The organism is Mycobacterium sp. 2-64, from assembly GCF_035918375.1.
Lineage (GTDB): Bacteria > Actinomycetota > Actinomycetes > Mycobacteriales > Mycobacteriaceae > Mycobacterium > Mycobacterium intracellulare.
The window spans coordinates 3,891,412-3,917,530 of sequence record NZ_CP142361.1; the positions used below are offsets into that span (position 1 = coordinate 3,891,412).

Here is a 26,119-nt window from a genome sequence, read left to right on the forward strand (position 1 = left end):
GCGTCAATAGCGAATTACGGTCACGGTCGTACTGCACCCACCGCTGCCTCGAGGAGGCGCCCCGATGACGAAGAATTCCGACCATCGTTGTTACGACGAAGTGTTCATCGGAGGGCAGTGGCGCAAGCCCGCCAATCCCCAACAGCTCGACGTGATCTCGCCGCACTCCGAGGAGCCGGTCGGTCACGTCCAGGCGGCCGGCCCCGAGGACGTCGACGCCGCCGTTGTCGCCGCTCGGCACGCCTTCGACCACGGACCGTGGCCGCGGATGAGCCACGCCGATCGGATGGCCAAAGTCGAACAGCTCGCCGCGATCTACGCCCGCCACAGCGACGACATGGCCGACCTGATCACCGACGAGATGGGATCACCGCGCAGTTTCAGCCGGATGGGCCAGGGGGCGGCCGCCGCGTCGCTGATCCACCTCGCGCTGGCCGCCGCCCGCGACTTTCCGTGGACCGAACGCCGCCAGGGCGTGCTCGGCGAAGTGCACCTGCGCCGGGCCCCGGTCGGGGTGGTGGGCGCGATCGTGCCCTGGAACGTGCCCCAGTTTTTGATCATGCCCAAGCTGATCCCCGCGCTCATCGCGGGGTGCACGGTGATCGTCAAGCCCGCACCCGAAACGCCTTTGGACGCTTTGTGGTTGGCCGAGATGATCGAGCAGCTTGACCTGCCCGAGGGCGTGGTCTCGGTGCTGCCCGGCGGCACCGACGTCGGCGAGGCGCTGGTGCGCCACCCCGGCGTGGACAAGATCGCGTTCACCGGGTCCAGCGCCGTCGGGCGCCGGATCGCCGCGCTGTGCGGGGAACAACTGAAACGCGTGAGCCTGGAGCTGGGCGGCAAATCGGCGGCGATCATCCTCGACGACGCCGACATCGACAAGACCGTGGCCGGGTTGAAGAGCGCGGGCCTGATGAACAATGGCCAGGCCTGCGTCGCCCAGACCCGCATCCTGGTCAGCGACCGCAAGCACGACGAGGTCGTCGACGCCCTGGCCGGCATGATGTCAGCGCTGCACGTCGGTGACCCGGCCGACGAGGCAACGGACATCGGACCGCTTGTCGCCCAACGCCAACAGCGCCGCGTCCAGGACTACATCCAGTCCGGCCGCCGCGAAGGGGCCCGCGTCGTCCTGGGTGGCGAACAGAGCCCGTCCGAGCGCGGCTGGTACGTGCAGCCGACGCTGTTCGCCGACGCCACCAACGACATGCGCATCGCCCGGGAGGAGATTTTCGGGCCGGTGCTCACGGTGCTGCGCTACCGGGACGAGGACGACGCGATCCGCATCGCCAACGAGACCGACTACGGTCTGGCCGGTTCGGTGTGGACGTCCGACATCGGGCACGGCCTCGACGTCGCGGCCGCCGTCCGCACCGGGACCTACGGCATCAACATGTACACCCTCGACATCGGGGCACCGTTCGGCGGTTTCAAGCAATCCGGCATCGGGCGGGAGTTCGGCCCCGAGGGTCTGCACGAGTATGTCGAACTGCAGACGCTGATATGCAAAGGGCAGTTGCCACCCCTATGAGGTGCGCGGTCTCCACCGGGGGTCGCGGCCCAGGCCGGCGAGAAGCCTTGTCTGCGCGTCACTTTCGGCGGGTACGACAAGCGGGGCCTTGAACATCGCCCCCGAGCCCAGCGTCTGGGAATCCGTCGGTAACCCGACGCAAAACCGTTCACACCACTCGGGGTCCAAGCTGTCGTCGGCCCCCGCCGCACGCGCGAGGTCCCAGGTATGCACCAGGACATCGCGGGTCAGATTCGGGATGAGCGGGTAGGCATCGAGCCGTGTCGCTACGCCCGAGGTAAAGGCCTCGGTCAGCGAGCGGTACGTCAGTCGCCAGCGCTCGAGGGGATCCTCACGCGGCCGGTCGGGCTTGAGTCCCAAGGGACGCAACAGGAGTACGTCGTGAAAGCCGATGACGTGCTCGAGCACTCCTCGGGCATCCCAGGCATCGCACGGGGATGGACGGTCCCATCTGCCGGTCGCCGCGGCAACCGCCTCACCGAACCGGCGGCACACCGCCAGGTGCAGTTCGGCGTTGTCATCCATCGCCGTGATACGGGTCCTCGGGCACCTGCAGCGTCAGCTCGACCGGGCAGCACAGCGCGCCATGCTGATTGGTCACCTGGATTTCGAGGTCGACCAGGCAGCGCGGCGGGTCCACCGAGGTGTCCCGCCGTTTGGCCACCGCCCGCCCGCGGCCGGTCATGGTGTCGCCGGCGTACACCGACCCGGTCAGCCGCATGGAGCGTTGCACCACGCGGCTGCGCGGCCCCGCCCACTCGGTCGCGACGCGGTCGGCGAAGCCGGCGAGGTGCATCGTGTTGACGTAGATCGTCGGATTCCCTTGAGCTTGAGCGTAATCCGGGTCGAAGTGGCCGGGGAAGTAGTCCCACGTCGCTCCGGCGTTCTCCACCACGCGCTGGTAGCTGATGTGGTCAACCACCTCGGGCAGCTCGACCGGGACGGTGATCCGGTCGAAGTCCAGGCCGTCGCCGGTCACGAGGGCGGCCCGGGGGTGAAGCGGAACAGGGTGTTGCGGGAGGTGGCGACCACGGCGCCGTCCTGGCGGCGATAGGTCTCCAGCGTCTCGACGAAATGGCCGACGCCCAGCCTGGTCCGCTTTTCCGGCGACACCGACACCAGCTCGTCGACGACGGTCAGGACGTCGCCTTCCACGATGGGTTGGGGAAACTCAACCTCGTTGGCCGCGTTGATGAATGTGGTGCCCGGTAGCGGCACCCGCAGGGCGATCAATGAACCGGACCTCCTCCCTCCGGGCTGCCAGGGCGGCGCGATCAACCAGCCCATCAGCAAAGCGGGTGGCGCGAGCAGGCCTCCCCATTGCCGACGAGCGAACTCGGAATCCCAATAGGAACGGTTCCCGTCGCGGACCATCGCGGCGAACAATTGGATGCGTGCGGCGCTGACCGCGGTGGCCGCGGTGCGGGGTTCGCTTTTCGTGCCGACCATCCGCAACGCATCCTCGTAGGTGCCGAAGGCCAGCCGCTGACTGAAATCCTGGTCCACGTCTCGATGCCGCTCACATGACGAGCGGATGCCGGCTCGGGACCGAATCCCACTGCAACGTACGGGATGTGAAGTACCATCCGCCGCGCTCGTAGACCAGTGTGTCGTGGAAGACCCCGGTGGCCCGCAGCGCGGTGTCCTCGAACATCGCGGCGAAAAGCACGGCGACGCAATGTTGGTCGGCGTTGACCCCGTCGACGGCGATCTCGTGGTCGACCGTGATCAACCGTTGCCCGTCGCCGCCGTCGAAGGCCGCGCGCAGATCGGTGAACGCCTCGCCGTCACGGGTATAGCTGGCGCCGGAATGGCGGAAGGTGGCGATCCAGCGCTCGCGGTCGCCCTCCGAATAGGCGCGATTGTGCCGGGCGTTCAGGTTGAGGATGGCGGCGCGGCCGGTGGCGGCATGGAGCAGCTGCTGTTCCTGATAGGTCATGGTCATTGTGCTTCGCAGCCTCTCTCACAGTGACGGGCAACGTTACCGGGCAACGATATACCCCTCTTTTTCCCGATCCCATGCGCCCGGACTCACGCCCCGGTTGCGCAACAGGTCTTTGCGGATGCGGCCGATGATGTTCTTGGGCAGTTCGTCCACCGCCTCGACGTATCGCGGCACGCAGAAGTACGGCATCCGGGCCGCGCAGAAGTCGAGCAACTCGGCGCAGTCCAGTGTGGCCCCGGGACGCAGGGTCACGACTACCAGGATGTCGTCTTCGCCCAGCTCGCTGGGGACTCCGACGGCCGCTGCTTCGGCGACGGCGGGGTGACGCATGACGACGGTCTCCACTTCGACCGATGAGACGTTTTCGCCCCGCCTGCGCAACGAGTCTTTGACGCGGTCCACATAGGTCAGGTTCTGATCGGCATCGAGCCGGCCCAGGTCACCGGTGCGAAACCACTCCGGGTGCGGGTCCACCCGCATCCCCTGGCCCACATAGCCTTCGCTCATTACGTGGGCCCGCTTCGGCCGGCACGCGATCTCTCCGACGGCGCCGGCCGGTAGCGGATCGCCGCGCTCGTCGATGATGCGCACGTCGAAATCGGGGTTGGGCCGGCCCGAGGTTCCGGGTACACCCTCGTCGGCCACGGCCTTGAGGGCGATCGGGAACGCCTCGGTCAATCCGTACATCGTGACGATGCGGCAGCCGTAACGCTTTTCGATGTCACGGTAGGAGGCCGCGTCGATGGGCGCGGCGGAGATGAACCGCAGCGGCAGCTGCGCGTCCCGCGTATCGGCGGGCAGGTTTTGCAGCATCGAGACCATCGCGCCGCCGCCGGCGAAACCGACGGCGCCGTGGGCGCGGATCTCATCCCACACCTGCGCCGGGTGAAAGGCTTTCGCCAACACGGTGGTTCCACCGACCAGCATCGGTGCCAGCACGCTGGGCGCCGCACTCAGATGGAAGAGCGGCATCGCCGTCCACAGCACCTCCCCCGCGCCGAACTCCCACGCCGAAGCGACGGTCGACGCCACCGAGAACAGGTAATGCCACGTCGTGGCAACCGCTTTGGAGGGTCCGGTCGTGCCCGACGTGTAGAACAGCACGCCCACGTCCGCCGCGCCGGCGGGGCTGTCGCCCACCGGGTGAACCGGCGTGCTACTCAACGCCTCGGTGAGCGAAACATCCAGCACCACAACGTCGGTCGCCGCATTCAGTCCGCCCGCGACCTCGTCGACACGGGGCCGCCGCTCAGCATCGGTGAGGATCACCTTGGCGCATGACAGCCGAAGGGTGTGCAGCAAAAACTCACCCTTGTTCGCGGCATTGATGGCAGCGCTGACCGCGCCGATGCGCGCCGCGCCCAACCAGAAGTAGACCCATTCCGGGCAGGTGGCGGTGAACAACGCCACGCGGTCGCCGCGGCCGACGCCCAAGCCGGACAGTATGTTTGCCGCCGCGCGGGACCGCCGCCGCATCTGCTCGAAGGTCACGTCGACACCGGCGATCGACATCATCACCCGGTCGGGATGCTGCTCGGCCCGCCGATCCAGCACAGCCGGCACGGTGAAACCGTCGACACCGAAATCGGCGGGACCGGGCATCAGGGTTTCATCAGGCTTTCGCGGCCGCCGGGTCCGGCGCGCCGTCGGCGGTGTAGCCGAAATCGGACGGCGACGGTTGCGTTCCCGGGTAGAAGCGGTGCGCCCAGCGGCGAAGGGCCGCGTAATCGTGCGCCTCCTCGGGAGCCAGATTCGGCTTCTCGAGATACTTCATGTTCTCCCAGGTGAAGAAGTCCTGCTTGATGACTTCTTGCTGCAGCGCGAGGAACCGGGCGGCGCGTCCGGTCGGCACGTCACCGGTGTCGCCCGGCTCACGAACGGAGGCCTGCGTGTAGAAGTAGTCTGTGTAGTCCTCGTCGACCGGCGTCTGTCCGGTGACCTGAACGGTGGCCACCAGCTCGCTGGGGAATCGCACCACGCCCAGCCCCAGCGAGTAGTTGTCGTAGATGATCTTGGCGTCGACCGGCCCGTTCGGGGTCAGCCAGGTCTGCGCCCGGCCCCCGCCGAAATGGGCGTTGACCGTGGCGTGTAGGTGGTAGCCGGACACCTCGAACGACGCGGTGGTGGCGGGATTGGCGGCCTTGTGCACGTACTGAACGTGGTACGGGTCGGCGGCGTTCTCGATGATCATCTGCGGGTGCACCTTGACCCGGTTGAGCATCTGGGTGTGCGGGTGCAGGGGGTAGTACTCGTTGGTCTCCAGCTCGGGCAACACCGGCGGCTGCCAGTACGGCGCCCGACCGTGCCGCTCGTGCCAGGCCAGCACGAAGCCGTACCACTCCATGCTCGGATAGGTCCGGATGCGGACGTTGTTCTTGCAGCCGATCTTGCTGTAGGGAATCAGCGCGTTGCTGCCGTCACCGCGCCATTGCCAACCGTGCCAAGGACAGACGATGTTCTCGCCCTCCACGGTGCCGCCGACGGCGAGGTTGGCGCCGAGGTGCTGGCAGTAGGCGTCCATCACATGAACCTGGCCCGACTCGGTGCGAAAGAGCACCAGCTCCTCACCGAAGTAGTGCGCGCGCTTGACCTGACCGGGAGCCAGGTCGGAGCCGAAGGCGACGATGAACCAGCCCGTCGGGAAACGGTAGGTCGACAGGGCGATGCCGGCCTGCCCGAACTCTCGTTCTGAGGGGTCCTCGGCCGACTCCGGGGCCGGGTCCGAAACTGTACGCGTCACGAGCACTCCAGTTCGACGACTAGCTCTATTTTTACTATCTTAGGCATAGAACGTCAACGCGGCGCTCACCGGTTCCCGGTGCGTCGCCGCAGAATGGGGCCCGGCGATGACGGCTGCAGCGGTCGACCTGTCCGATCTGTCTTTGTGGTGCAACGGTTTTCCCGACGACCTGTTCGCCGAGCTGCGACGCAGCAGCCCACTGTTCCGGCACGAGCTGACGCCGGGAGTGGCCCAGACCGTGCACCGCGATTTCTGGATGGCGACCAAACACCGGCACGCGGTCCGCCTGCACCGCGACACCGAATCGTTCACCGCGGCCGACGGCCCGCTCATCCAGCCGGTCGCCATGTTCTCGTCGTTCCCGACGATCATCACGTTGGACCCGCCGGAGCTGAACAGACGCCGCAAACTCATCTCCAACGCGTTCAATCCGCGCGCCATAGCCAAACTCGAGGAGGGGATCCGCGCGCGTGCCGCACGGATGATCGACGACTTGCTGGCCGCGGGCGGCGGGGACTGGATCGAGGACGTCGCCGACGCGTTGCCGATGTCGGTGATCGGCGACATCATCGGCATCCCGGACGAGGATCGGCCGCGAATCTTCGGCAACTTCGACCAGATCCTCAAAGCGCTTGCGCCCGAAGCACACCCGAGCGGGCGGGTAGAACTCGATCTCTTCGCTTCGGTGTTCAGGTACGCGATGGAGCTCACGGCCGAAAAGCGGCGCAATCCCACCGACGACATCTGGAGCACGCTCGCGACTGCGGTGATCACCGGCGAGGACGGCGAGCGATTCAGCTTGCCCGAGAACGAGCTCGAGTTCTTCTTCTTCGTGCTGGCGTTCGCCGGCAGCGACACCACCAAGAACGCGTTGGCCATCGGGCTGCAGGCGTTCGTGCGCAATCCACAGCAGATCGAGCGGTATCGCGCGCAGGAAGCGTTGCGGCCCGGCGCGGTCGAGGAGGTGCTGCGCTGGGCGTCGCCGGTGGCGTACTGGACGCGCACCGCGAAGGTCGACGTCGAGATGGACGGCCAGCGCATCGCCAAGGGCGAGCGGGTGGTGTCGATGCTGCGCTCGGCCAACCGCGACGAGGAAGTCTTCGATTCACCGTTCGTCTTCGACATCGGCCGCCAGCCCAACCCGCACGTGGCGTTCGGGGGCGGCGGACCGCACCACTGCCTGGGCGCCATGCTGGCCCGTGCGGAACTGCGCGCGGTGTTCGACGAACTGCTGCTGCGCTGCGATGACATCGAAATCGGCCCGGCCAAGGCCGCCCATCCCAACCTGACCACCAACATGTCGATCTACGACGAGATGGCGATATCGCTACGCGAGCGCCGCTGAGTCTGATTGCCCGACTCCTCACTCGCGCCGTTCCGGCGCTCGCCGTCGTCGGGCGAGTCTGATTGCCCGACTCCTCACTCGCGCCGTTCCGGCGCTCGCCGTCGTCGGGCGAGTCAGTCCTCGACAAGCCGCAGCGCGGCCTTCGGGCACTGGTCCACCGCGGCGCGCACGTCGATTTCCAGCCGCGCCGGCACGGGGCCGTCCGCGATCTGCACCACGTCGGCGTCCCCCAGCTCGAACACGTCCGGCGCAAGCGATTCGCAAAAGCCGTTGGCCTCGCACAAGTTTTCGTCGACCGTCACGCGCATCAGATGCCCTCCACTTCTCTTACAGACCCTTGGGGCGGGTCCCGATCACCCCGCTGGCCGCGAGGCGTGTCAGTTCTTCGTCGGTCAGCCCGCACCGATCGCGCAGGATCTCTTCATTGTGCTCGCCCAGCTTCGGCGGCGGCCGCAGCAGCCAGTGGTCCTGGCCGTCGAGCAGGGCGAACGGCGGGCACGGGTAGAGACCGAGGCCGGTGCTGCCATGGTGCAGCGCCTCGAAAAACCCGCGCTCGCGCAGCTGCGGATTGTCGGTGACCAGCGACGGCGATACCACCGGCGCGGCGGGAATTCCCGCACCGGCCAGGCGTTCCACCGTCGGTTCAAGGGTCTGGCGGGCGAACCACTCCGCCAGCCGGGCGTCGATCTCGTCGGCTCGTTCCCGGCGACCGGCAACGGTGGACAGGGCCTCGTCCCGGCACCACTCGGGACGGTCCATCACGTCGACCAGCGCGTGCCACTGCGCGTCGTCGCGAATGGTCACGGCGATCCAATCGTCCTTGTCGCCGGCGCAGCGGTAGATGTTCTGGATCGCCGTGCCGTGACCGCGATTGCCCCGACGGCTCAGCGTCACACCGAAGACCTCGGACTCGATCGCCTGGATCGCGGTGGCGTTGAGCACCGTTTCCAGCATCGGCAACTCGACCAGCTGGCCCTTCCCGGTGCGCTCGGCGAAGCTCAGCGCGGTGAGCACGGCGAACGCGGCGTGCACACCGGCCAGCGGGTCGCAGGCCCCGCGCGGGGTCACCGGCGGGGCCTCGGGCAGCCCGGTCACCCAGGCCAAGCCCGCGATCTGCTCCATGGTGGGCGCGAAGCCGACCCGATCCCGCCACGGGCCCTCGACGCCGAACGCGGGCATCCGGGCGAACACCAGTCTGGGGTTGACCCCGAGCAGCACCTCGGCGGTGAGGCCGAAGTGCTCCATCACCCGCGGCGAGAAATTCTCGATCACGACGTCGGCGCCGGCGACCAGTTCGGTGAACAGGCGCCGGCCCTCCTCGGATCCCAAATCCAGTGTCACCGAACGCTTGTTGGTGTTCATCGCGTGGAACACCCAGCCGTACTCCCACCAGTCGTCCACGTCGGTGCGCATTCCGCCCGAGTAGCGGATGCCGTCGGGCCGCTGGATGGATTCGATCTTGACGACGTCGGCGCCGAACGCGGCCAGCAGGTGGGTCGCGGCGGGCCCGGCCCAGAACGCGGTCAGGTCGATGATGCGAACACCGGCCAGCGGTAACCCGTCCAGCGCCGGTTCGGATTCGGATTCGTCACGGCGCCAAGGCGATTCGTCATCGTCCTCGCCAAGTGAGGGCGTGGCACCCACGCGTGCGGGCGCGCAGGCCGACATCAACCACGGCGGGCGGGGCTGGTGAAAACCGGCGGGGTTGTGGATGAAGGCGTCGCGCTGGCGCACGTATTCCAGATCCCGGATGGTGGAGCCGTTGCCCAGCGCGGCGATCGGCAGCCGGAACAGCTGTCCGAGCTCGACGATTTCGGCGACGGTCCGTTCGGCCAGCCAGGGATGGATCTGCTCGCGGATCAGGTCGCGGTATTGCCACCGGCCGATCTGAAACCGCAGCTGTTCGATCTCCTCCAATTGCGGGCATTCGACCATCGCGGCGAAGTCGAGCCACTGCTGCCCGGTGACCATGGTGATCCCGACGTAGCCGTCCTTGGCGGGCTCGATCGACGGCACTTCGGTGGTGCGGCGGATCGGCGGGACGCGCAGCAGTTGCGAATGCAGCCATTCGCTGCTCTGCATCGCGGTGAGCGCTTCCAGCATGGACAGGTCGAGGTGCTCGCCGGGCCCGCCGCGCTCGATGCGGCGGCGCACGGCCAGCGCGCCGAACGCCGCGAACACACCGCCCATGTACTCGCCCAGATCGCCGCCGATGGAAATCGGGGGCCCGGCGGGATCGCCGCGGAAGCCGGGTGAGCCCGCCCACGCTTGCAAGGTGAACTCGCTGGCGGCGCGGTCCGCGTAGGGTCCGCTCCAGCCGAAATCGGAGATCGTCACGATGACGGCTCGCGGCGAGTGCTCCAGCAGTTGCCGCGGGTCGATCCCCATCGCCGCGGCCCGCGCCGGGCCCGCGGTGACGACGACGACGTCGGCGGCGCCCAGCGTGGCGCGAAAGCGCGCCGAATCCTCGGCGCCGGGCGCGAACGTCATGCTGCGCTTGCCCGCGTTGAGGTAGCTGAAAAAAGGAGCGGTGCCGTCTTCGGCGACCGGCGAACAGCTGGCGGTGTACCGGCGCAGCCAACCCCCTTGCGGCGGTTCGATTTTGCAGACCTGCGCGCCGGCGTCGAGCAGCAGCTTTCCGCAGTAGCTGCCCGCTATGCGGTCACTGATCTCGACGACACGCAAATCGTGTAGCGGTGTCGGCCGGCTGTCGGACCGCTCGCTCAATTGCACCCGCCCTTCCGATCGACGCGCGATCAGAGAAGCTATTTATATCATTACTGCTAAAATAGCTAAGCCAGCGAGTTGCTTTTGTTTCGAGGATCGGATGACCGCCTTGGGAATTGGCCCCGACGCCCGGCGCCGGTTGTCGGCGCCGCGGATCGCCGAAATCGTAGCCGATGAGTTGCGTCGTCAGATCATCGACGGCGACCTCGCCGATGGCGATCTGCTGCCGCGCCAAGAGGTGCTCGTCGAGCAGTTCAACGTGAGCCTGGTGTCGCTGCGCGAGGCGTTGCGGATCCTGGAGACCGAGGGGCTGGTGTCGGTGCGGCGGGGCAACCGCGGCGGTGCCGTCGTGCACGCCCCGGCGAAGACCAGCGCCGCCTACATGCTCGGCCTGTTGCTGCAGAGCGAGTCCGTTGAGGTGGCCGATCTCGGCATGGCGTTGCAGGAACTCGAGCCCGCCTGCGCGGCGCTGGCCGCCCGCCGCCCGGACCGGGCCGAGACGCTGGTGCCCGAACTCACGCGGATCAACGAGTCGATGGCCGAACACCTCGAAGACGGCCGCCGGTTCACCGAAATCGGCCGTGAATTCCATGATCTCGTCGTCCGCGGCTGCGGCAACCACACGATCATCGCGGTCGTGGGCAGCCTGGAGACGCTGTGGACCAGTCACGAACGGCAATGGGCCGACGAGAGCGCGTCGCGGGGCACCTATCCGTCGCTGGCTCAGCGCCGCGCGGTGCTCACCACCCACGTCAAGCTGACCGAGACGATCGCGGAGGGCAACGTCGACCGGGCCCGTCGTATCGCCGGACGCCACCTCGCCGACACCCAGACCTACGTGCTGTCCGGTCAGCACGATCAACGCATCTATGCGCTCTCCCCGCAGGCCTTGTCGCGGTCGCGGGACATCCGGCACTCCTGAAGGGCGGCCTGCAACGGTCATGCGAACCGCATTGGTCACCGGCGGTAGCGGCGGGATCGGAAAAGGGTGCGCCCGCAAGCTCGTTGAGCGCGGCTACGAGGTGGTGCTGTCGGCGCGCCGGGAAGATCCGTTGCGCGCCGCCGCCGAGGAGATCGGTGCGCGCCATGTGGTGGCCGACGCCTCCGATCCGATCGGATTCCCCGCCGCGATAAGCGCATTGGGGGAAATCGACCTCGTCGTCCACGCGGCGGGGGCGCTCGGCGGAACCTACGCGCGCAAGCAGACCTTCGAGCAGTGGCAGGCCATCATGTCGGCCAACCTGGATTCGTGCTTCGTGGTGACGTCCGCGGTGCTGCCCAGGATGAAGGCGGGCTCGCGGCTGGTGTTCATCTCGTCGTCGGCGGCACACGAGCCGATGCCGGCCCGCACCGCGTATTCCGCCTCAAAGGCCGGCATGAACGCGTTCGCGCGGGCCCTGGCGCTCGAAGTCGATCGCGACGGCATCAGCGTGCATATCGTCACGCCCGGCCCGGTGGCCACCGAGATGCTGCAGGACGTTCCGTTCGAGATGTACGCGATCGCGGTCTCCGACGTCGCCGAGGCGGTCGTCTGGCTGGATACCGTCGACCCATCGGTCGATTTGCCGGAGATCCGCCTGTCCGCGGTGGAGCGCGGCCCCTACGCGCGGCCGCCGGTCGTGCCCACCGAGGCCCGCCGCCGCGCGCAACGGGGTTGACGCCTACGGCGCCGGGAACGGCTTGATCACCGATTCGCCGAACTCGTGCAACGAGTCCGGTGCGGCGAAGTCGGCGAACCAGACGTAGAACCGCTCGACCCCCTGCCCGGCCAGTCCGCTGAAGTGCCCGACCAGCTCGCGGGCATCCCCGCAGACCAGTCCGGATCCCAGGTTGCCGAATCGCCGGGTGCTCACCTCGCGCACGGTGTCGGGATCGGCGCCGGACCGGACGAAGCCCACCATCTGCTGGATGGACAACCGGGCCGTCCCGGCGGCCGTGGCCAGCGTCGGCAGCTTGTCGAGCTGATGGGCAGGCAGATTCCACCAATCCGCGTATCTGCGAACGAGTTCCATCATCCGGGGTCCGCTGCCACCCAGGACCAGCGGTATCGGGTAGGACCGACGCGGGGCCTGCGGCGCCACCGCGGCCTCCCCCGTCCCGTCGCCCCAGTACTGCCTGAGCAGCCTCAGGTGGCGGTCGAGCTGATCGACCCGTGCTCTCGGATCCTGCTGGCCGACATCGAATCTGGCGAACTCCGCGGGCCACGACCCCGCCCCCAGACCGAGCTCGAATCGGCCGCCGCACGCCTCTGAGAGGGTGACGGCCTGTTTGGCCAGCACCGCGGGATGCCGGAAGGCGTCGCAGAGCACCAGATGACCGATCCGCAGCCGCTCGGTCTTGGCGGCCACCCAGGTGGCGATCCCCATTGCCTCCCAGATGCTTTCGTCGGGCAGGCCGGGCGCCTCGAGGTGATCGATGAAAGCGATGCCGTCGAAACCGCTGGCCTCGGCCCGGCGCGCACGCTCGGCGATGTCGCCCGCCGACAACCGGACCTGCGGCAGGAACAAATACCACTCGGCCATGCGCCACCTATGCGTTTGACCCCGTGTCATTGACGGCAGGGCTAGTTTATTATCTTTACTATGTTAGAGGTCTTATGGATGTAGGGCTGAACTCGGAGCAGTTGTCGCTCCGCGACGCCGTACGCGACATATTACGTACGGAGTGCCCGCCTGAGGCCGCCCGCCAAGCGCTCACGGATCCGGAGCGCTGGCGCGCCCTGTGGAAGACGGTCGTGGATCTCGGGTGGACCGAGCTCGCCGCCCCCTCCGAGGAAGAGGCGGGCGACTACGGGCCGGTCGAGCTGGCCGTGGTTCTCGAGGAATGCGGTGCCGCCCTCGCCCCGATCCCCTTGCTGAGCAGCGTCGGTCTGGCCGCGGGCGTGCTGCGTGACGCCGGACTCGACTCGGTCCTGGCCGACATCGCCGGTGGAACCGTGGCGACGCTGGCCGTCCACGCCCCCGGGTCGCGCCTGCCCGGGGCGCCGATGACCCTGCGCGACGGACGGCTGCGCGGTCGTGCGGTCGCGGTCCCCCACCTGTCGCGCGCCGAGCTGGTCGTCACCCTTGCCCGCGACGACGCCGGTGACACCGTGGCGGCGGTCGCGCGTTGCGGCGACGGTGTCACCGTGGTGCCCGCGGCTGACTCCACCGACCCCGCCCAGCCGTTGGCGACGGCCGACATCGACGCCGAGCCCGTGGCCGTCGCGAGCGCCGACGTCGAGTCCGCATTGACGGCGCCGTGGGTGGCCTGCGCCGCGGACCTGATCGGCGTCGCGAGCGCCGCGTTGCGCCGCTCGGTCGAGCACGCGAAGTCGCGGCGCCAGTTCGGCCAACCGATCGGCGCATACCAGGGGATCAAACACGCGTTGGCCGACAACTACGTCGGCCTGGAACGCGCCCGCAGTCTGACGTATGCGGCCGCGGCCCGGCTCGCCGATCCGGCTGCGGCACCCGGCGACGCGTGGACCTCCGCCGCGCTCGCCAAAGCGGCGGCCGGTGACGCGGCCGCCGCCTGTGCGCGCACGGCGGTCCAGGTGCACGGCGCGCTCGGTCAGACCTGGGAGCACGACGTCCACCTCTACGTCAGGCGCGCCTGGCAGGGCGCCGCGCTGCTGGGCGACAGTCGCGCGCTCTACCACGAGGCGGGCCGCCGATTCTGCGGGGGCGCCGCGTGAGCCCGGTGGTGGACGAATTCGGCGCGTGGTTGGCGGAGTTCCTGCCCGACGACTACTACGAGAAGTATCGGCAGTACCGGTGGGACCTGGGCCTGCGGCGCGATTACCAGCGGGCCGCGTTCGAGGCCGGATGGATCCAGCCGACCTGGCCCCGCGAACACGGCGGACGGTCCCTCGGTCTGCGCGACGCCATGGAGGTCCGGCTCGAGGCCGCGCTGCGCTCGGCGCCCAAACTGCCCAACATCGCCGGTCCCAACGTCGCCGCGCCCGGCATTCGTCAGTTCGGCACCGCCGCCCAGGTCGAGCGCCTGCTCGTCCCGCTGTTACGCGGTGACGAATGGTGGGCGCTGGGCATGTCCGAACCCGAAGCCGGGTCCGATTTCGCCGGACTGCGCACGCGCGCCGAACGCGACGGCGACGTGTTCCGGGTCAACGGCCACAAGATCTGGACCACCCAGGCCCACAAGTCGCGGTGGTGCACCCTGTATGCCCGCACGGATCCCGATGCGCCGAAACACCGCGGCATTTCCTGCCTGATCCTGGATCTGCACGCGCCCGGGGTCAGGATCGAGCCGATCCGCATGGCCTCGATCTCCGACGAGACGTTCTGCGAGGTCTTCCTCGACGACGTCGAGGTGCCGGGCGACAACCTGCTGGGGCCGCTCAACGGCGGCTGGAATGTCGCCCTGTCGTCGCTGCAGCATGAACGCCAGATGATCTGGATCATGAACTGGGTCGAGATCAAACGCGGGCTCGAGGCGGTGCGCACCGCCGGCGGCGGGGCCTCGGGCGACGACGTCTACACCGAGCTCGGCTCGCTGATCGCCGACGCCGAAGCCCTGCGGGCCACCGGATATCGCGCGCTGGGCAACGAGCTGGCGGGGCGGCCCAGCCCAGAAGCCGACACCATGAAGCTGCTCGGATCGCTTACGTTGCAGCGTGTTTGGGAACTCGGCGCCGCCGCTGCGGGCCCGGAGTCGGCCGCCGATCCGGACCTGCTGTTCGAACGTCAGGACGCGCTGGCCGCGACCATCTACGGCGGAACGTCGGAGGTGCAGCGCAACATCATCGCCGAGCGGCTGCTCGGACTGCCGAAGGGATGACCACGATGGACTACGACCTCGGCGACGACGCCGGACAACTGCGAAGCCACCTGCGCGAGCTGGTCGCCAACCACATCCCCGCCGACTTCCTCGGCGCCTGCACCGAAAACCCGCAGGACCTCGCCACCACCGAGACGTTCTGCAAACTGCTGGCCACCGAGGGGCTGCTCGCGCTGGCGTGGCCGAAAGAGCATGGCGGCGGCGGGGGTTCGGTCTGGCAGCAGACGGTGCTGCGCGAGGAGATGTGGGCGCAACACGAGCCGCGCGGTCCGCAGTACATGGGGATCAACTGGGTCGGGCCGGCGCTGATGCGGTACGGGACCGAGGAACAGAAAGCCAAGCACCTGGCGGCCATCGCCGCCGGGGATGTCATCTGGTGCCAAGGCTTTTCGGAGCCCGAGGCCGGAACCGACCTGGTGTCGTTGCGTACCCGCGCCGTCGCCGACGGTGACGGATGGCGCATCACCGGGCAGAAGGTGTGGACCTCGTACGCGCTGATGGCGTCGTGGTGCGTGCTGGCGGCGTGCACCGACCCCGACGCCCCAAAACACAAGCGGCTCACCCTGTTTCTAATCCCGATGGACCGTCCCGGTTTCACCGTCCGGCCGATCCCGTCGATGCTGGGGCCGCACCACCTCAACGAGATGTTCCTGGACGACGTGCAGGCGTTTCCCGGCGACGTGCTCGGCGAGGTCGGCGACGGATGGCGGGTGATGCGCGAGGCGCTGGCCTTCGAGCGGGTGGGCATCGCCCGCTACGCGCGGTGCGAGTCGCTGCTCGAACGCATGCGCAGCCAGCTCGGCGACGAGTGGAACGAGCTGTCCGAGACGATTCGGACGCGGTGGGTGCGGGCACTGGTCGACCTGCGGGTCGCCCGGCTGCTGGCCTATCGCGCCGTGTCACTGCAGGACGATCCGGCGGCGGGCGCGGCCGCCAGCGCCGCGCGCATCGTCACGACGACCCTCGATCAGCAGGTGGCCGAGCTGCTGTTCGACGTGCTGGGCCCCACGGCGCTGGACAGCGGCAGTTCCGCGCCGCTGCACGGGGCGATCGAAGACCATTGGCGTTACGCACAGGCGGCCACCGTCGCATCGGGCACCATCGAAGTGCAGAAGATGCTGGTGGCACGAGACGTGTTGGGAGGAAGCCGGTGAAAACCGATCTGCCACAAGACATCAGCGATTTCGCCGCCGTCGCCGTCAAGCGGCTCACCCGATTGGGCGGACCGCCGGCCGCGCTGCGCGCCGAGGCCGACGACTCCGTCCGGGACGCGGCCCGTGCCGCGTTGAACGAGGTGGGCGCGTTCGACCTGGACGTGCGCTCGTCCCCGGACGATCTGCTGGCCGCCGCGGTGCTGTGCCAGGCCGCCGGCGCCACGGTGCTGCCCTATCCACTTGTGGAGGAGCTGTTGTCGATCGATGGCACGCGGCTGGCCCTGGTGAATCCGAAAGCCCCGCGCATCGACCACGGCGATTTGGCCGGCGACTGGATCGCCGCGGACCTGGACGGCAACCGGTACCGGCCGCGGCCGGCCGCGCGCACCGGCGCCAAGCTGGGGCCGTTCCTGGTTCCGGCGACCTTGGGCGCACCCGAGGGAAGCGTCGGAGCCCCCGACGTTAACCTTCATCTCGTGCTCGGATCATGGCGGATTCTGGGAGCGGTGCAGCAGTCGCTGCAGATCGTCACCGAGCACGTGCGCGCCCGGATCCAGTTCGGTAAGCCGCTCGCGGACTTTCAGGCCGTCAGGTTTGCCGTCGCGGACGCCGCCGTCGCGGTGCGCGGGCTGCACGAACTCGCGAAGTACACGATCTGCCGACCCGAATCGCTGCCGGCGCCGATCCATTCGGCCGACGCCCTGGTGCTTCGGCTCAAAGCCGCCGACACCGCGCGCCAGGTGATGCGCACGTCGCACCAGTTACTCGGGGCCCTGGGTTTCTGCGACGAGTCCGACGTCAGCGTGCTCGACCGGCACACCCAGCCGCTGATCCGGTTGCCGCTGGGCACCGACGAACTCGCCCTGCGCCTGATCCCCAGCGTGTCGGACGGGTCGCTGGAGACGCTGTTCAGCGAGCCGGTATCTGCGTGAGCCGCCGCACGACGATTGAGGAGGAACGGCGAAGGTGACCGCCGGCGACGATGCAGAGCGAAGCGATGAGGAGGAGCGGCGCAGGTGACCGCCGGCGACGATGCAGAGCGAAGCGATGAGGAGGAGCGGCGAAGGTGACCGCCGGCGACGATGCAGAGCGAAGCGATGAGGAGGAGCGGCGCAGGTGAGTAGCGAACCTGTCGCGGCCGAAGCGGCGGCGAACCCGTTCGCCGACGGGGTTCCCTTCGGAACCAAGCTGCGAGAGCTCGCCGAACAACGTGGGAACGATGCCGGCGTCACGATCGTCGCGCTCGACGGCACCGCGCAGACGCTGACGTTCGGTGAGCTCGACGCCCGCGCCAACCAGTGGGGCCGCGCCCTCGCCGCCGCCGGCGCCGCAATCGGTTCCCTTGTGGCGCTTGCTATTCCGAATTCCCAGCATCTGGTGCTGGCGACGCTGGGGTGCTGGAAGATTGGCGCGGTTCCGGTGCCCATGCACTGGGATCTTCCCGAGTGGGAGCGCGACCGGGTGCGCGAGGTGATCGATCCCGCCGTCGTCGTCGATGAAAAGAGCCGCTGGGACCTCGACGCCCGCGCGGCCGCCGAGTCCGACGGCCCCCTGCCGGTGGCCGTCTCCCCCACCGCCAACGGGATCTGCAGCAGCGGTTCGACCGGCGTGCCCAAGGTGATCCTCAACCTGGCGCCCTCACTGTGGATCCCCCAGCAGGGCGAGCCGTTCCTGTCGAACTGGACACCGGTTTCCCAGCCGCAGACGATCATGGTGCCCGCGCCGATGTATCACACCAACGGCTTCGCCACCTTCCTCATGCTGCTGGCGGGCGACCATCTGGTGATACTCGAAAAGTTCGACGCCGCATTGGCTCTCGATGTGATCGAGCGCTTTCGGATCACCAACTTCACCGCGACGCCCACCATGCTGGCGCGCATCGCGGCCCGGCCCGACGTCCGGGAGCGCGACCTGTCCAGCATCGTCTTCATTCTGCAGGGCGCCGCGGTGATGCCGCCCTCGTTGCTGCATACGTGGTTCGAACTGCTCAGCCCGGAGCAGATCGTGACGGCGTACGGGATGACGGAAAATCTGGGGCTCACCGCGCTGCGCGGCGACGAGTGGCTCGCCCACCCGGGCAGCGTGGGCCGCGGATTCCGGGACACCGAGATCCGGATTCTGGACGCAGAGAAGCGGCCGCTGGGTCCCGGCGAGGACGGGGACGTGTATCTGCGGGCACCGATGAGCGCGGGGTATCGCTACCTGGGTGGGGCGCCCCCACTGCCGTCGACCGAGGACGGCTTCCGCTCCGCCGGGGACATGGGCCACCTCGACGAGGACGGCTTTCTCTACATCGTGGACCGCCGCGTCGACATGATCGTCAGTGGCGGCGCCAATGTCTTTCCCGCCGAGGTCGAGTCGGCGCTGGCCGGCCACCCAGGTATCGCCGACGTGGTCGTGATCGGGCTTGCCGATCCGCAGTGGGGGCGCCGCGTGCACGCGGTGATCCAGCGCGCCGAGGCCGACGGCGCCGAGCCCCTCACCGAGCAGGGCGTGATCGACTACGCGAAGAGCCGCCTGGCCCCCTACAAGGCGCCCAAGACGGTGGAATTCGTCGACGCGATACCGCGCACCGCGGCCACCAAGGTCAACCGCTCGGCGATGATCGCGGCGCGGGGCGGCTGAGCGTCCGACCGTCGGTCGGCGCGACGACCCACAAGGTATGGCTTCGCGGATGGGCCCCAGGACGCGGTAACCTCATTCTCAGAGCGTAAGGACTGCGCCAGGGAAGGGAACAGCGCCGATGACCGCCCCCAATGACGAAGCCGAAGTGACGCGCGGCGACCGCTTCATCAAGACCGCCGTCGCGATCCTGGGCGAGACGGGACGCACCGACTTCACCGTGCAGGAGGTCGTCGCCCGCTCCAAGACGTCGCTGCGGGCCTTCTACCAACACTTCGCCAGCAAGGACGAACTACTTCTGGCGCTGTTCGACAGAACCATCGCTCAATCGGTTCAGGCCTGGCGCGCCGAAACCGCGGGACTGGACAGCACGTCGGCCCTGAAATTGCTGATCGATCGGCTCAGCGAGCAACCGGAATCGAGCACCCAGGACAGTCTGAATCGCGCGCTGACCCTCTACAACCAGCACTTGGCCGAGACTCGTCCCCGTGACTACGCCCGGGTGCTCACACCGTTGCACCGGCTGACTCGCGACATCGTCGGGCAGGGCATCACCGAGGGCGTCTTCAACCCCGGATTGGACGTTGGTGCGGCCGCCGCCATCGTCATGCAGACGGTGATGGGCGCGCAGCGATTGCGTTGGCTGGGTTCGGAATTGAACGGCGCACCCGTGGATACGGGCCACCTCTACGACTTCTGCAGCCGCGCGCTCGGCATCCGCGAGACGGACGAAGAGTCGACGGTCCCGTCGCTGGCCGAGCTGTTCGCTCAGATCGGCATGCGCCCGGGCAGCCGCAACGGCGAGTTCGCGATGACCATGCCGGTCAGCCCGCAAGTCGTCAACACGTCGGGCGCCCTGCAGGGCGGCTTGATCGCGACGCTGGTGGACGTGGCGGGCGGCCAATTCGGGCTGGATTACCTGGAGCCGGGCACCACGATGACGACCTCGGATCTGTTTGTGCGCTACCTGCGGCCCGTCCGCCAGGGCTCGGCGTTCGCGGTGCCCAAGGTGTTGCGATCCGGACGACGGGCGATGGTGATGCAGGTGGACATCTTCGGCGACGGAGACGGCGACGACGACGACGAATTGCTCGCCACGGCCACCGTGAACTTCGCCATCATCAACGGCGCGACGCCGACGATCGGGCCGTGGGCCGACGAATAACGCGGGTGTCCCTCGCCGCCCAGCGGTGGTAACGTCGTTACCACGCAATGAGAATTTAGACCATTTGCAAGGAGATCGCCATGCCGTCTCGCGAGCTTCCCTTCCCCGTTTTCGATGCGGACAACCACATGTACGAGCCGCAGGAGGCGCTCACCAAGTTCCTGCCGGACAAACGCAAGAACGTCATCGACTACGTCCAGGTGCGCGGCCGCACCAAGATCGTGGTGCGCGGCCACATCAGTGAATACATCCCCAACCCGACGTTCGAGGTAGTGGCACGCCCGGGCGCCCAGGAGGACTACTTCCGCAACGGCTCACAGGGCAAGAGCTATCGCGAAATCCTCGGCGAGCCAATGAAAGCCATCCCAGCCTTCCGCGAACCGGGCGCGCGCCTGGAGGTCATGGACGAGCTCGGCATCGACTTCGCGCTGATGTTCCCGACACTGGCCAGCCTGGTCGAGGAGCGCATGAAGGACGACCCGGAGATGACCCATGACGTCATCCACGCCCTCAACGAATGGATGTACGAGCAATGGTCGTTCAACTATAAGGACCGCATCTTTGCCACCCCGGTGATCACCCTGCCGATCGTGGACCGTGCGCTCGAGGAACTGCAGTGGTGTTTGGAGCGCGGCGCCCGCACGGTGCTGGTGCGTCCCGCGCCGGTGCCCGGCTACCGCGGCAGCCGGTCGTTCGGGCTCGAAGAATTCGACCCGTTCTGGCAGGCCTGCGTGCGGGCCGAGATCCCCGTTTCGATGCACGCCTCGGACAGCGGCTACTCCGAATTGCTCAACATCTGGGAGCCGGGCGACGAGTTCCTGCCGTTCAAGCCGACCGCCTTCCGCAGCCTGGCCATGGGCCATCGCCCCATCGAGGATGCGTTCGGTGCCCTGATCTGCCATGGCGCGCTGTCCCGCAACCCTGACCTGCGGATACTGTCCATCGAGAACGGCGCCGACTGGGTGCCGACCCTGTTCCGGGGCCTCAAGGGCGTCTACAAGAAGATGCCGCAGGCGTTCACCGAGGACCCGATCGAGACGTTCAAGCGGTGCGTCTACGTCAGCCCGTTCTGGGAGGACCGGTTCACCGAGATCGTCAACATGGTGGGCACCGACCGGGTGGTCTTCGGATCCGACTGGCCGCACCCCGAGGGCCTGAAAGACCCGATCACGTTCGTCGACGAGCTGGCCGATTTCAGCGACGAGGACAAGGCAAAGATCATGGGCGGCAACCTGATGAAGCTGATGAAGGTTTCCGCGCCGGCGTCGAAGAAGCCCGTCTCGGCCTGATCGCGCGCCGGGCGCAGCCCGCTGGACGGCCGAAACATGATGTGCGCCCGTTGCTTTGGGCGGCCATCGCGCACTCGCACGTTGGCCGCGCGTAGTCGATCCAGCCGATGGCGGGTGTGGGCATGACGTGACGGCTCCGCGTGGCGCCGCCGATGGCGCACTCGTGCAACGCGTTTCCGCACCCGCGCGCCACCGCCGATGGCTATCCCGATTTTCGGCAACGTCAATTTTGCGCGTCGCCGAATTCGCCGGATGTAACACTCCGGTATCAAACCGTTGCGATATGCAACTAATACCATTGCTAATCTGAACATCTACGTGTGCAAAATTGGTCGCTTGATTTGACCCGGTTACGACTCTGATTAGCCCGCAGGCCCGTCGAAAACTGCGAGGAGGAACGGCCAGATGGTGGCCGAAAAGGACTGGGACCGAACGGTCGGCGCGGCCGAGGACGTGCGGCGCGTCTTCGAGAATGTCCCCATGCTGTTGGTCGGCCTCGAGGGGCCCGAGCACCGATTCGTCGCGGTCAACGCGGCGTACCGCGTCCTCAGTCCGCCCATCGACTCGATCGGGCTGCTGGCGCGCGAGGTCTATCCCGAACTGGTGAACCAGGAAATCATCCAGATGTTCGACCGGGTGTACCAAACGGGCGAGCCGCAATCGGGAACAGAGTGGCGGGTCCAGGCCGACTTCGACGGCGCGGGGCAGGCGCAGGAACACTTCTTCGACTTCATCGTCACGGCACGCCGCGCCGAGGACGGCACGATCGAGGGGGTGCAGCTGGCCTTCACCGACGTCACAGACCGGGTGCAAACGCGGATGGCCGCCGAGGCGCGCCTCGAGGAGCTCTCCGAGCGGTACCGCAACGTCCGCGATTCCGCCACCGTCATGCAGCAGGCGTTGCTCGCGCCGTCGGTGCCCGTCATTCCCGGCGCGGATGTGACCGCGCAGTATCTCGTCGCCGCGGAGGACACCGCGGCCGGGGGCGACTGGTTCGATGCGATTCCCCTGGGGGACAGGCTGGTTCTCGTCGTCGGTGACGTCGTCGGCCATGGTATCGAAGCGGCGGCGGTGATGTCGCAGCTGCGAACCGCGCTGCGGATGCAGGTCGTGGCGGGATATCCGATCGCCGAGGCGCTCGAGGCCGTCGACCGGTTCCGCAAGCACGTGCCCGGGTCGAACACGGCCACAATTTGCGTCGGCGCGCTCGATTTCGGCACCGGCGAATTCCGGTACTGCACCGCCGGACACCCGCCGCCGCTGCTGGTGACGTCCGAGGCGACCTCGCGCTATCTCGAGCCTTCCGGCGCGGGTCCGCTCGGCAGCGGCACCGGGTTTCCGGTCCGCACCGAGTTCCTCGATGTGGGCGACTCGATCCTGCTGTACACCGACGGCCTGATCGAGCGGCCCGGCCGGCCACTGGGCGCCAGCACCGCCGAATTCGCCGAACTGGCCGCGAATATCGCCGGCGGCCAACGCGGCTTCGTCATCGAATCATCGATGCGAGCGATCGACCGAATCTGTTCGGAGACACTGGAACTGCTGCTGCGCTCGACCGGCTACAGCGACGACGTGACACTGCTCGCGGCGCAACGCCGCACGCCACCCGCGCCGCTGAACATGACGCTGGACGCAACCCTGCACGCCGCCCGCGCGGTACGCACTCGGCTCCGGCAGTGGCTGGCGGAGATCGGCGCCACCGCCGACGACATCTCCGATGTCGTGCACGCGATCTCCGAGTTCGTCGAGAACTCGGTCGAGCACGGGTACGCGACCGACGTCTCCGACGGCGTTGTCGTCGAAGCGATGCTGTCCGGCGACGGTGATCTGCACATTTCGGTGATCGACCGCGGACGGTGGAAGGATCACCGCGAAGGCGAAACGGGCCGCGGCCGCGGCCTTGCCATGGCCGAAGCCTTGGTGTCGGAGGCGCACGTCAGTCACGGCCCCGATGGGACGACCGCGCGGGTGACGCACCACCTGTCGCGGCCGGCGGACTTCGTTACCGACTCGCTGGTCAGCCGCGCGACCCGCCGGCGGACGGTCAACTCCGAATTCGTCTCCGCGGTCACCGAACCGGGCCGCATCGTGGTCAGCGGCGACGTCGATTCCAACACCGCGTCCACGCTGGACCGTCAGATCGCGGTCGAAAGCCGTTCCGGCGTCGCACCGTTGACCATCGATCTCAGCGCGGTCACCCACCTCGGATCGTCGGGCGTCAGCGCCCTTGCCGCCGCGCGGGAGCGGGCACAACGACAGGGCAGCGAGTACGTGCTGGTGGCCCCGCCGGGAAGCCCGGCGCACCACGTCTTGTCACTGGTGCAGATCCCGGTGGTCAGCGGTCTGGCCGAGAACGTCGTCGCCGAGGGCTAGGACCGCTCGGACCGCTCGCCGTGCCGTACCTGGCTGAACGGCACCCCGCGGTCGGCGGCGTATTCGCGGGGGAAGCCCAGCACCCGCTCGCCGATCACGTTGCGGGCCATTTCCGTTGTGCCGCCGCCGATCGCGACCGTCTGCCGCGACAGGTAGCGCAGCCCCGCCTCCAGGCCGGCGCCCGGCTCCCCCACCACGCCGGCGCTTCCCGCGATCTCCAGCGCCGTGTCGACGTCGGTGGTCACGGTTTCGGAGTGGAACAGTCTGATGAGCGTTCCGGCCGCCGGCGGCAGGACGCCGTCTCTGACACTGCGGTACACATGGCCGATCAACTGCTCGGCCACCGCCCGGTGCACCAGGACCCTGCCGGCCTTTTCCTGCACGCGCGGGTCGTCGGCCTGTCCGGTCTTCTCCACGAGGCCGACGTAGTCGACCGGGATCGCGTTGCCTCCCTCGCTGCCGCCGCCGCTGGCGAACTCCGAGCCCTGCCCCACTGCGCGGCGCTCGTGGTACAGCTGTCGCGAGGCCACCGCCCAGCCGCCATTGACCTCCCCGACAACGGCGTCGTCTGGAACGTCGACTCCGTCGAGGAACTCCTCGCAGAACTCGGTGGAACCGCTCAGCATGGTGATGTGCCGCAACGTGATTCCCGGATGAGAGATGGGCACCAGGAACATGGTCAGGCCCTCGTGTTTGGGCACATCCCAATTCGTGCGGGCCAGGCACAGGCCGTAATCGGCGGCGAACGCGCTCGTGCTCCACGTCTTGGCGCCGTTGATGATCCAACGGTCGCCATCGCGCTCGGCCCGGGTGAGCACGCCGGCCAGGTCCGATCCGCCGCTGGGTTCGCTCAACAATTGCACCAGCACCTCTTCGCCGCGCAGCGCCGCGGCGATGTGCTGCTTCTTCTGGTCTTCGCTGCCGGTGTCGAGCAGCGTGGCGCAGCAGATGGTGAACGTCGGGGTGTTGAGGATCAGGGGCATTTCGTAGTCGAGGGTTTCGGCGTCGAATGCCTTTTGGTATTCGTAGTCCAGCCCCAGACCGCCATACTCGCGGGGAAAGCAGATGCCGGCGAATCCGCCGTCGTACAAGCGCTTTTGGAGTTCTCGGGCCCGCAGCCAGGCCCGCTCGTCGTCGCGCGGGGCCGGTGGTGGGGCGTCGCGGTCGATGGCGGGCATGTTGTCGGCCAACCATGCCCTGGCCCGGGCGGCGAACTCTGCGACAGATTCGGTGTGTGTCATCTGTCCGAACGACCCGCCTTTTCGAACTCGTACACCCGCAGGTTGTGTTCCTCGGGCGTCCCAAACATGCTGCGGTACAACGTAACCCGGCGAAGGTACAGGTGCAGGTCATGCTCCCACGTGACACCGATGCCGCCGTGCATCTGTACGCAGGCCTGGACGATCTGGCCGGCCATCTCCCCCACGTAGGACTTCGCGATGCTGGCCGACAATCCCGCCTGCGGCGCGCGACCCGCCACGTTGTCCACCGCCGCCCACGTGGTCGCCCGGCAGGCCTCCAGCCACAGCTTCATGTCGGCGAACTTGTGTTTGAGGGCCTGATACGACGCCAGCGGGCGACCGAATGTGTGCCGGTCCAGCGCCCACTGGGCGGTGAAGTCAAACACCGTTTGCAGGACGCCGACGACCTCGGCGCACTGCAACACCTGGGCGATCTGGCTTTGTCGATCGACCAGTGCGGGCGTCTCACCGGCGGTGCCGACGGCCGCAGACCGGGGCACGACGACACCCTCGAAGCGCACGCGGGCGTATTGCTTGACCAAGTCCACCGACTGCTGGGGCTCGATGCTGACGCCCGGAGCATCCGTCGGGACCAGAAACTGGCGAATCTCAGCGCCATTCGGGCCGCCGCGCGCCACCACCAGCAGCGCCGAGCTCTGGGCGCCCGCCTCGACGCGGTCCTTGACGCCGTCGATGCGGTAGCCGGCGTCGGTTTCGGTCGCCGTCACCGCGGGAGCCAGTGGCGCCCAGCCCTGGCCGGGCTCACAAACCGCCCACGACGCCACCGATTCACCCGCGATCAGCGCCTCGATGGCATCGGCGTGCGCTTCGGAGTTGGAGCACTCGGCGAGCGTCGACAGGACGGTGCTGACCGGATACAGCGGCCCGGGCGCGACCGTCTTTCCGAGCTGCTCGGCGACCATCGCCAGGTCGGCGAAGCCGCTCTCCGACACGCTCCCGCCGCCCAGCTCCTCCGGAACGAGCAGCCCCGTCCACCCGAGCTCCGCGGCGCGCCGCCACCACGCTGGGTCAAACGACGCCCCCTCGGCGTGTAGCTCCCGCACCCGGCGCAGCGGCGCTTCCTTTTCGAGAAAGGCCTGGGTCGTCGAGGTGAAGAGGACCTTTTCGGGGGAGTCGATGGTGGTCATGGTGCCGAGGGGATCCTTCTTGACATTCGATCGCTGCGGGTGCAACGGAAACGGTTTGGG

Annotated in this window: 22 protein-coding genes and 2 pseudogenes; 13 read left to right on the forward strand and 11 right to left on the reverse strand. The window is 68.1% G+C overall.

The features are described 5' to 3' along the window. Positions 1 to 64: 64 nt before the first annotated feature. Positions 65 to 1,531: an aldehyde dehydrogenase gene (locus QGN31_RS18060; protein WP_014941560.1), complete on the forward strand. Its 1,467-nt coding sequence runs from the start codon at positions 65 to 67 to the stop codon at positions 1,529 to 1,531. Here QGN31_RS18060 and QGN31_RS18065 read toward each other — a convergent pair. The 6 genes from QGN31_RS18065 to QGN31_RS18090 are packed head-to-tail and all read right to left on the reverse strand — an operon-like array spanning position 1,526 to position 6,216. Continuing rightward, positions 1,526 to 2,056: a maleylpyruvate isomerase family mycothiol-dependent enzyme gene (locus QGN31_RS18065; protein ID WP_014382138.1), complete on the reverse strand. Its 531-nt coding sequence runs from the start codon at positions 2,054 to 2,056 to the stop codon at positions 1,526 to 1,528. The genes QGN31_RS18060 and QGN31_RS18065 overlap by 6 nt on opposite strands. Continuing rightward, on the reverse strand, positions 2,049 to 2,510 hold the full coding sequence (locus QGN31_RS18070; RefSeq protein WP_014941559.1) for a MaoC family dehydratase: 462 nt from the start codon (positions 2,508 to 2,510) through the stop codon (positions 2,049 to 2,051). The genes QGN31_RS18065 and QGN31_RS18070 overlap by 8 nt, the downstream gene beginning before the upstream one ends. Continuing rightward, positions 2,507 to 3,037 carry an FAS1-like dehydratase domain-containing protein gene (locus QGN31_RS18075; RefSeq protein WP_014379641.1) on the reverse strand — a complete coding sequence of 177 codons (531 nt, stop codon included), beginning with the start codon at positions 3,035 to 3,037 and terminating at the stop codon, positions 2,507 to 2,509. The genes QGN31_RS18070 and QGN31_RS18075 overlap by 4 nt, the downstream gene beginning before the upstream one ends. Positions 3,038 to 3,050: 13 nt before the next feature. Next, a complete protein-coding gene (locus tag QGN31_RS18080) occupies positions 3,051 to 3,476 on the reverse strand; it encodes a nuclear transport factor 2 family protein (protein ID WP_009957528.1) in 426 nt (141 codons plus the stop codon). Positions 3,477 to 3,512: 36 nt separating this feature from the next. Beyond that, positions 3,513 to 5,078 carry an AMP-binding protein gene (locus tag QGN31_RS18085; protein WP_014941558.1) on the reverse strand — a complete coding sequence of 522 codons (1,566 nt, stop codon included), beginning with the start codon at positions 5,076 to 5,078 and terminating at the stop codon, positions 3,513 to 3,515. Between the two features lie 10 nt (positions 5,079 to 5,088). After that, positions 5,089 to 6,216, reverse strand: a complete 1,128-nt coding sequence (locus QGN31_RS18090; RefSeq protein ID WP_014382134.1) for an aromatic ring-hydroxylating oxygenase subunit alpha — start codon at positions 6,214 to 6,216, stop codon at positions 5,089 to 5,091. A 106-nt stretch (positions 6,217 to 6,322) separates the two neighbouring features. Here QGN31_RS18090 and QGN31_RS18095 point away from each other — a divergent pair, with 106 nt between their 5' ends. Continuing rightward, the gene (locus tag QGN31_RS18095; RefSeq protein ID WP_014941557.1) at positions 6,323 to 7,561 is read left to right on the forward strand and encodes a cytochrome P450; all 1,239 of its coding nucleotides are present in this window, start codon (positions 6,323 to 6,325) and stop codon (positions 7,559 to 7,561) included. Positions 7,562 to 7,674: 113 nt separating this feature from the next. On the opposite strand, the gene QGN31_RS18100 is transcribed toward QGN31_RS18095, so the two are convergent. After that, complete coding sequence (locus tag QGN31_RS18100) at positions 7,675 to 7,869, reverse strand: ferredoxin (protein ID WP_009957531.1); 195 nt, start codon at positions 7,867 to 7,869, stop codon at positions 7,675 to 7,677. Positions 7,870 to 7,888: 19 nt separating this feature from the next. Next, positions 7,889 to 10,294 (reverse strand): CaiB/BaiF CoA-transferase family protein, encoded by a 2,406-nt coding sequence (locus QGN31_RS18105; protein WP_014941556.1) that lies wholly within the window; start codon positions 10,292 to 10,294, stop codon positions 7,889 to 7,891. A gap of 94 nt (positions 10,295 to 10,388) precedes the next feature. On the opposite strand from QGN31_RS18105, the gene QGN31_RS18110 reads away from it, so the two are divergent. Beyond that, complete coding sequence (locus QGN31_RS18110) at positions 10,389 to 11,210, forward strand: FadR/GntR family transcriptional regulator (RefSeq protein WP_008255038.1); 822 nt, start codon at positions 10,389 to 10,391, stop codon at positions 11,208 to 11,210. Between the two features lie 19 nt (positions 11,211 to 11,229). Further along, positions 11,230 to 11,946: an SDR family oxidoreductase gene (locus QGN31_RS18115; protein WP_014941555.1), complete on the forward strand. Its 717-nt coding sequence runs from the start codon at positions 11,230 to 11,232 to the stop codon at positions 11,944 to 11,946. 3 nt (positions 11,947 to 11,949) lie between these two features. On the opposite strand, the gene QGN31_RS18120 is transcribed toward QGN31_RS18115, so the two are convergent. After that, positions 11,950 to 12,810 carry an LLM class flavin-dependent oxidoreductase gene (locus QGN31_RS18120; protein WP_009957535.1) on the reverse strand — a complete coding sequence of 287 codons (861 nt, stop codon included), beginning with the start codon at positions 12,808 to 12,810 and terminating at the stop codon, positions 11,950 to 11,952. Between the two features lie 74 nt (positions 12,811 to 12,884). Here QGN31_RS18120 and QGN31_RS18125 point away from each other — a divergent pair, with 74 nt between their 5' ends. The 9 genes and pseudogenes from QGN31_RS18125 (at position 12,885) to QGN31_RS18160 (ending at position 23,670) form a co-directional block, all read left to right on the forward strand. Further along, complete coding sequence (locus QGN31_RS18125; protein ID WP_043954632.1) at positions 12,885 to 13,964, forward strand: acyl-CoA dehydrogenase family protein; 1,080 nt, start codon at positions 12,885 to 12,887, stop codon at positions 13,962 to 13,964. Positions 13,965 to 13,972: 8 nt separating this feature from the next. Next, positions 13,973 to 14,536 (forward strand): annotated as a pseudogene (locus QGN31_RS26375) (acyl-CoA dehydrogenase family protein); the annotation flags it as partial. 153 nt (positions 14,537 to 14,689) lie between these two features. Continuing rightward, positions 14,690 to 15,067, forward strand: a pseudogene (locus QGN31_RS26380) (acyl-CoA dehydrogenase family protein); the annotation flags it as partial. Then, the gene (locus QGN31_RS18135; protein WP_014941552.1) at positions 15,064 to 16,221 is read left to right on the forward strand and encodes an acyl-CoA dehydrogenase family protein; all 1,158 of its coding nucleotides are present in this window, start codon (positions 15,064 to 15,066) and stop codon (positions 16,219 to 16,221) included. The pseudogene QGN31_RS26380 and the gene QGN31_RS18135, both read left to right, overlap by 4 nt. Further along, on the forward strand, positions 16,218 to 17,153 hold the full coding sequence (locus QGN31_RS18140) for an acyl-CoA dehydrogenase family protein (RefSeq protein ID WP_014941551.1): 936 nt from the start codon (positions 16,218 to 16,220) through the stop codon (positions 17,151 to 17,153). Before QGN31_RS18135 ends, QGN31_RS18140 begins: the two co-directional genes overlap by 4 nt. 184 nt (positions 17,154 to 17,337) lie before the next feature. Then, complete coding sequence (locus QGN31_RS18145; protein ID WP_008255024.1) at positions 17,338 to 18,846, forward strand: class I adenylate-forming enzyme family protein; 1,509 nt, start codon at positions 17,338 to 17,340, stop codon at positions 18,844 to 18,846. 118 nt (positions 18,847 to 18,964) lie between these two features. After that, complete coding sequence (locus QGN31_RS18150) at positions 18,965 to 20,008, forward strand: hotdog fold thioesterase (RefSeq protein WP_014941550.1); 1,044 nt, start codon at positions 18,965 to 18,967, stop codon at positions 20,006 to 20,008. A gap of 80 nt (positions 20,009 to 20,088) precedes the next feature. Beyond that, a complete protein-coding gene (locus QGN31_RS18155; RefSeq protein WP_008255021.1) occupies positions 20,089 to 21,297 on the forward strand; it encodes an amidohydrolase family protein in 1,209 nt (402 codons plus the stop codon). 405 nt (positions 21,298 to 21,702) lie between these two features. Next, positions 21,703 to 23,670, forward strand: coding sequence for a SpoIIE family protein phosphatase (locus tag QGN31_RS18160; protein ID WP_014941548.1), 1,968 nt, complete (start codon positions 21,703 to 21,705; stop codon positions 23,668 to 23,670). On the opposite strand, the gene QGN31_RS18165 is transcribed toward QGN31_RS18160, so the two are convergent. Together QGN31_RS18165 and QGN31_RS18170 are read right to left on the reverse strand one after the other, a co-directional pair. Next, complete coding sequence (locus tag QGN31_RS18165) at positions 23,667 to 24,911, reverse strand: acyl-CoA dehydrogenase family protein (RefSeq protein WP_009957678.1); 1,245 nt, start codon at positions 24,909 to 24,911, stop codon at positions 23,667 to 23,669. The genes QGN31_RS18160 and QGN31_RS18165 overlap by 4 nt on opposite strands. Beyond that, positions 24,908 to 26,059, reverse strand: coding sequence for an acyl-CoA dehydrogenase family protein (locus QGN31_RS18170; protein ID WP_043955648.1), 1,152 nt, complete (start codon positions 26,057 to 26,059; stop codon positions 24,908 to 24,910). The genes QGN31_RS18165 and QGN31_RS18170 overlap by 4 nt, the downstream gene beginning before the upstream one ends. Positions 26,060 to 26,119 lie beyond the last annotated feature (60 nt).

Coding starts and splice junctions, on each gene's coding strand:
- QGN31_RS18060 (WP_014941560.1), top strand. CDS start 65: ATGACGAAGAATTCCGACCATCGTTGTTACGACGAAGTGTTCATCGGA.
- QGN31_RS18065 (WP_014382138.1), bottom strand. CDS start 2,056: ATGGATGACAACGCCGAACTGCACCTGGCGGTGTGCCGCCGGTTCGGT.
- QGN31_RS18080 (WP_009957528.1), bottom strand. CDS start 3,476: ATGACCATGACCTATCAGGAACAGCAGCTGCTCCATGCCGCCACCGGC.
- QGN31_RS18085 (WP_014941558.1), bottom strand. CDS start 5,078: ATGCCCGGTCCCGCCGATTTCGGTGTCGACGGTTTCACCGTGCCGGCT.
- QGN31_RS18095 (WP_014941557.1), top strand. CDS start 6,323: ATGACGGCTGCAGCGGTCGACCTGTCCGATCTGTCTTTGTGGTGCAAC.
- QGN31_RS18100 (WP_009957531.1), bottom strand. CDS start 7,869: ATGCGCGTGACGGTCGACGAAAACTTGTGCGAGGCCAACGGCTTTTGC.
- QGN31_RS18110 (WP_008255038.1), top strand. CDS start 10,389: ATGACCGCCTTGGGAATTGGCCCCGACGCCCGGCGCCGGTTGTCGGCG.
- QGN31_RS18115 (WP_014941555.1), top strand. CDS start 11,230: ATGCGAACCGCATTGGTCACCGGCGGTAGCGGCGGGATCGGAAAAGGG.
- QGN31_RS18120 (WP_009957535.1), bottom strand. CDS start 12,810: ATGGCCGAGTGGTATTTGTTCCTGCCGCAGGTCCGGTTGTCGGCGGGC.
- QGN31_RS18125 (WP_043954632.1), top strand. CDS start 12,885: ATGGATGTAGGGCTGAACTCGGAGCAGTTGTCGCTCCGCGACGCCGTA.
- QGN31_RS18135 (WP_014941552.1), top strand. CDS start 15,064: ATGACCACGATGGACTACGACCTCGGCGACGACGCCGGACAACTGCGA.
- QGN31_RS18150 (WP_014941550.1), top strand. CDS start 18,965: ATGACCGCCCCCAATGACGAAGCCGAAGTGACGCGCGGCGACCGCTTC.
- QGN31_RS18155 (WP_008255021.1), top strand. CDS start 20,089: ATGCCGTCTCGCGAGCTTCCCTTCCCCGTTTTCGATGCGGACAACCAC.
- QGN31_RS18160 (WP_014941548.1), top strand. CDS start 21,703: ATGGTGGCCGAAAAGGACTGGGACCGAACGGTCGGCGCGGCCGAGGAC.
- QGN31_RS18165 (WP_009957678.1), bottom strand. CDS start 24,911: ATGACACACACCGAATCTGTCGCAGAGTTCGCCGCCCGGGCCAGGGCA.
- QGN31_RS18170 (WP_043955648.1), bottom strand. CDS start 26,059: ATGACCACCATCGACTCCCCCGAAAAGGTCCTCTTCACCTCGACGACC.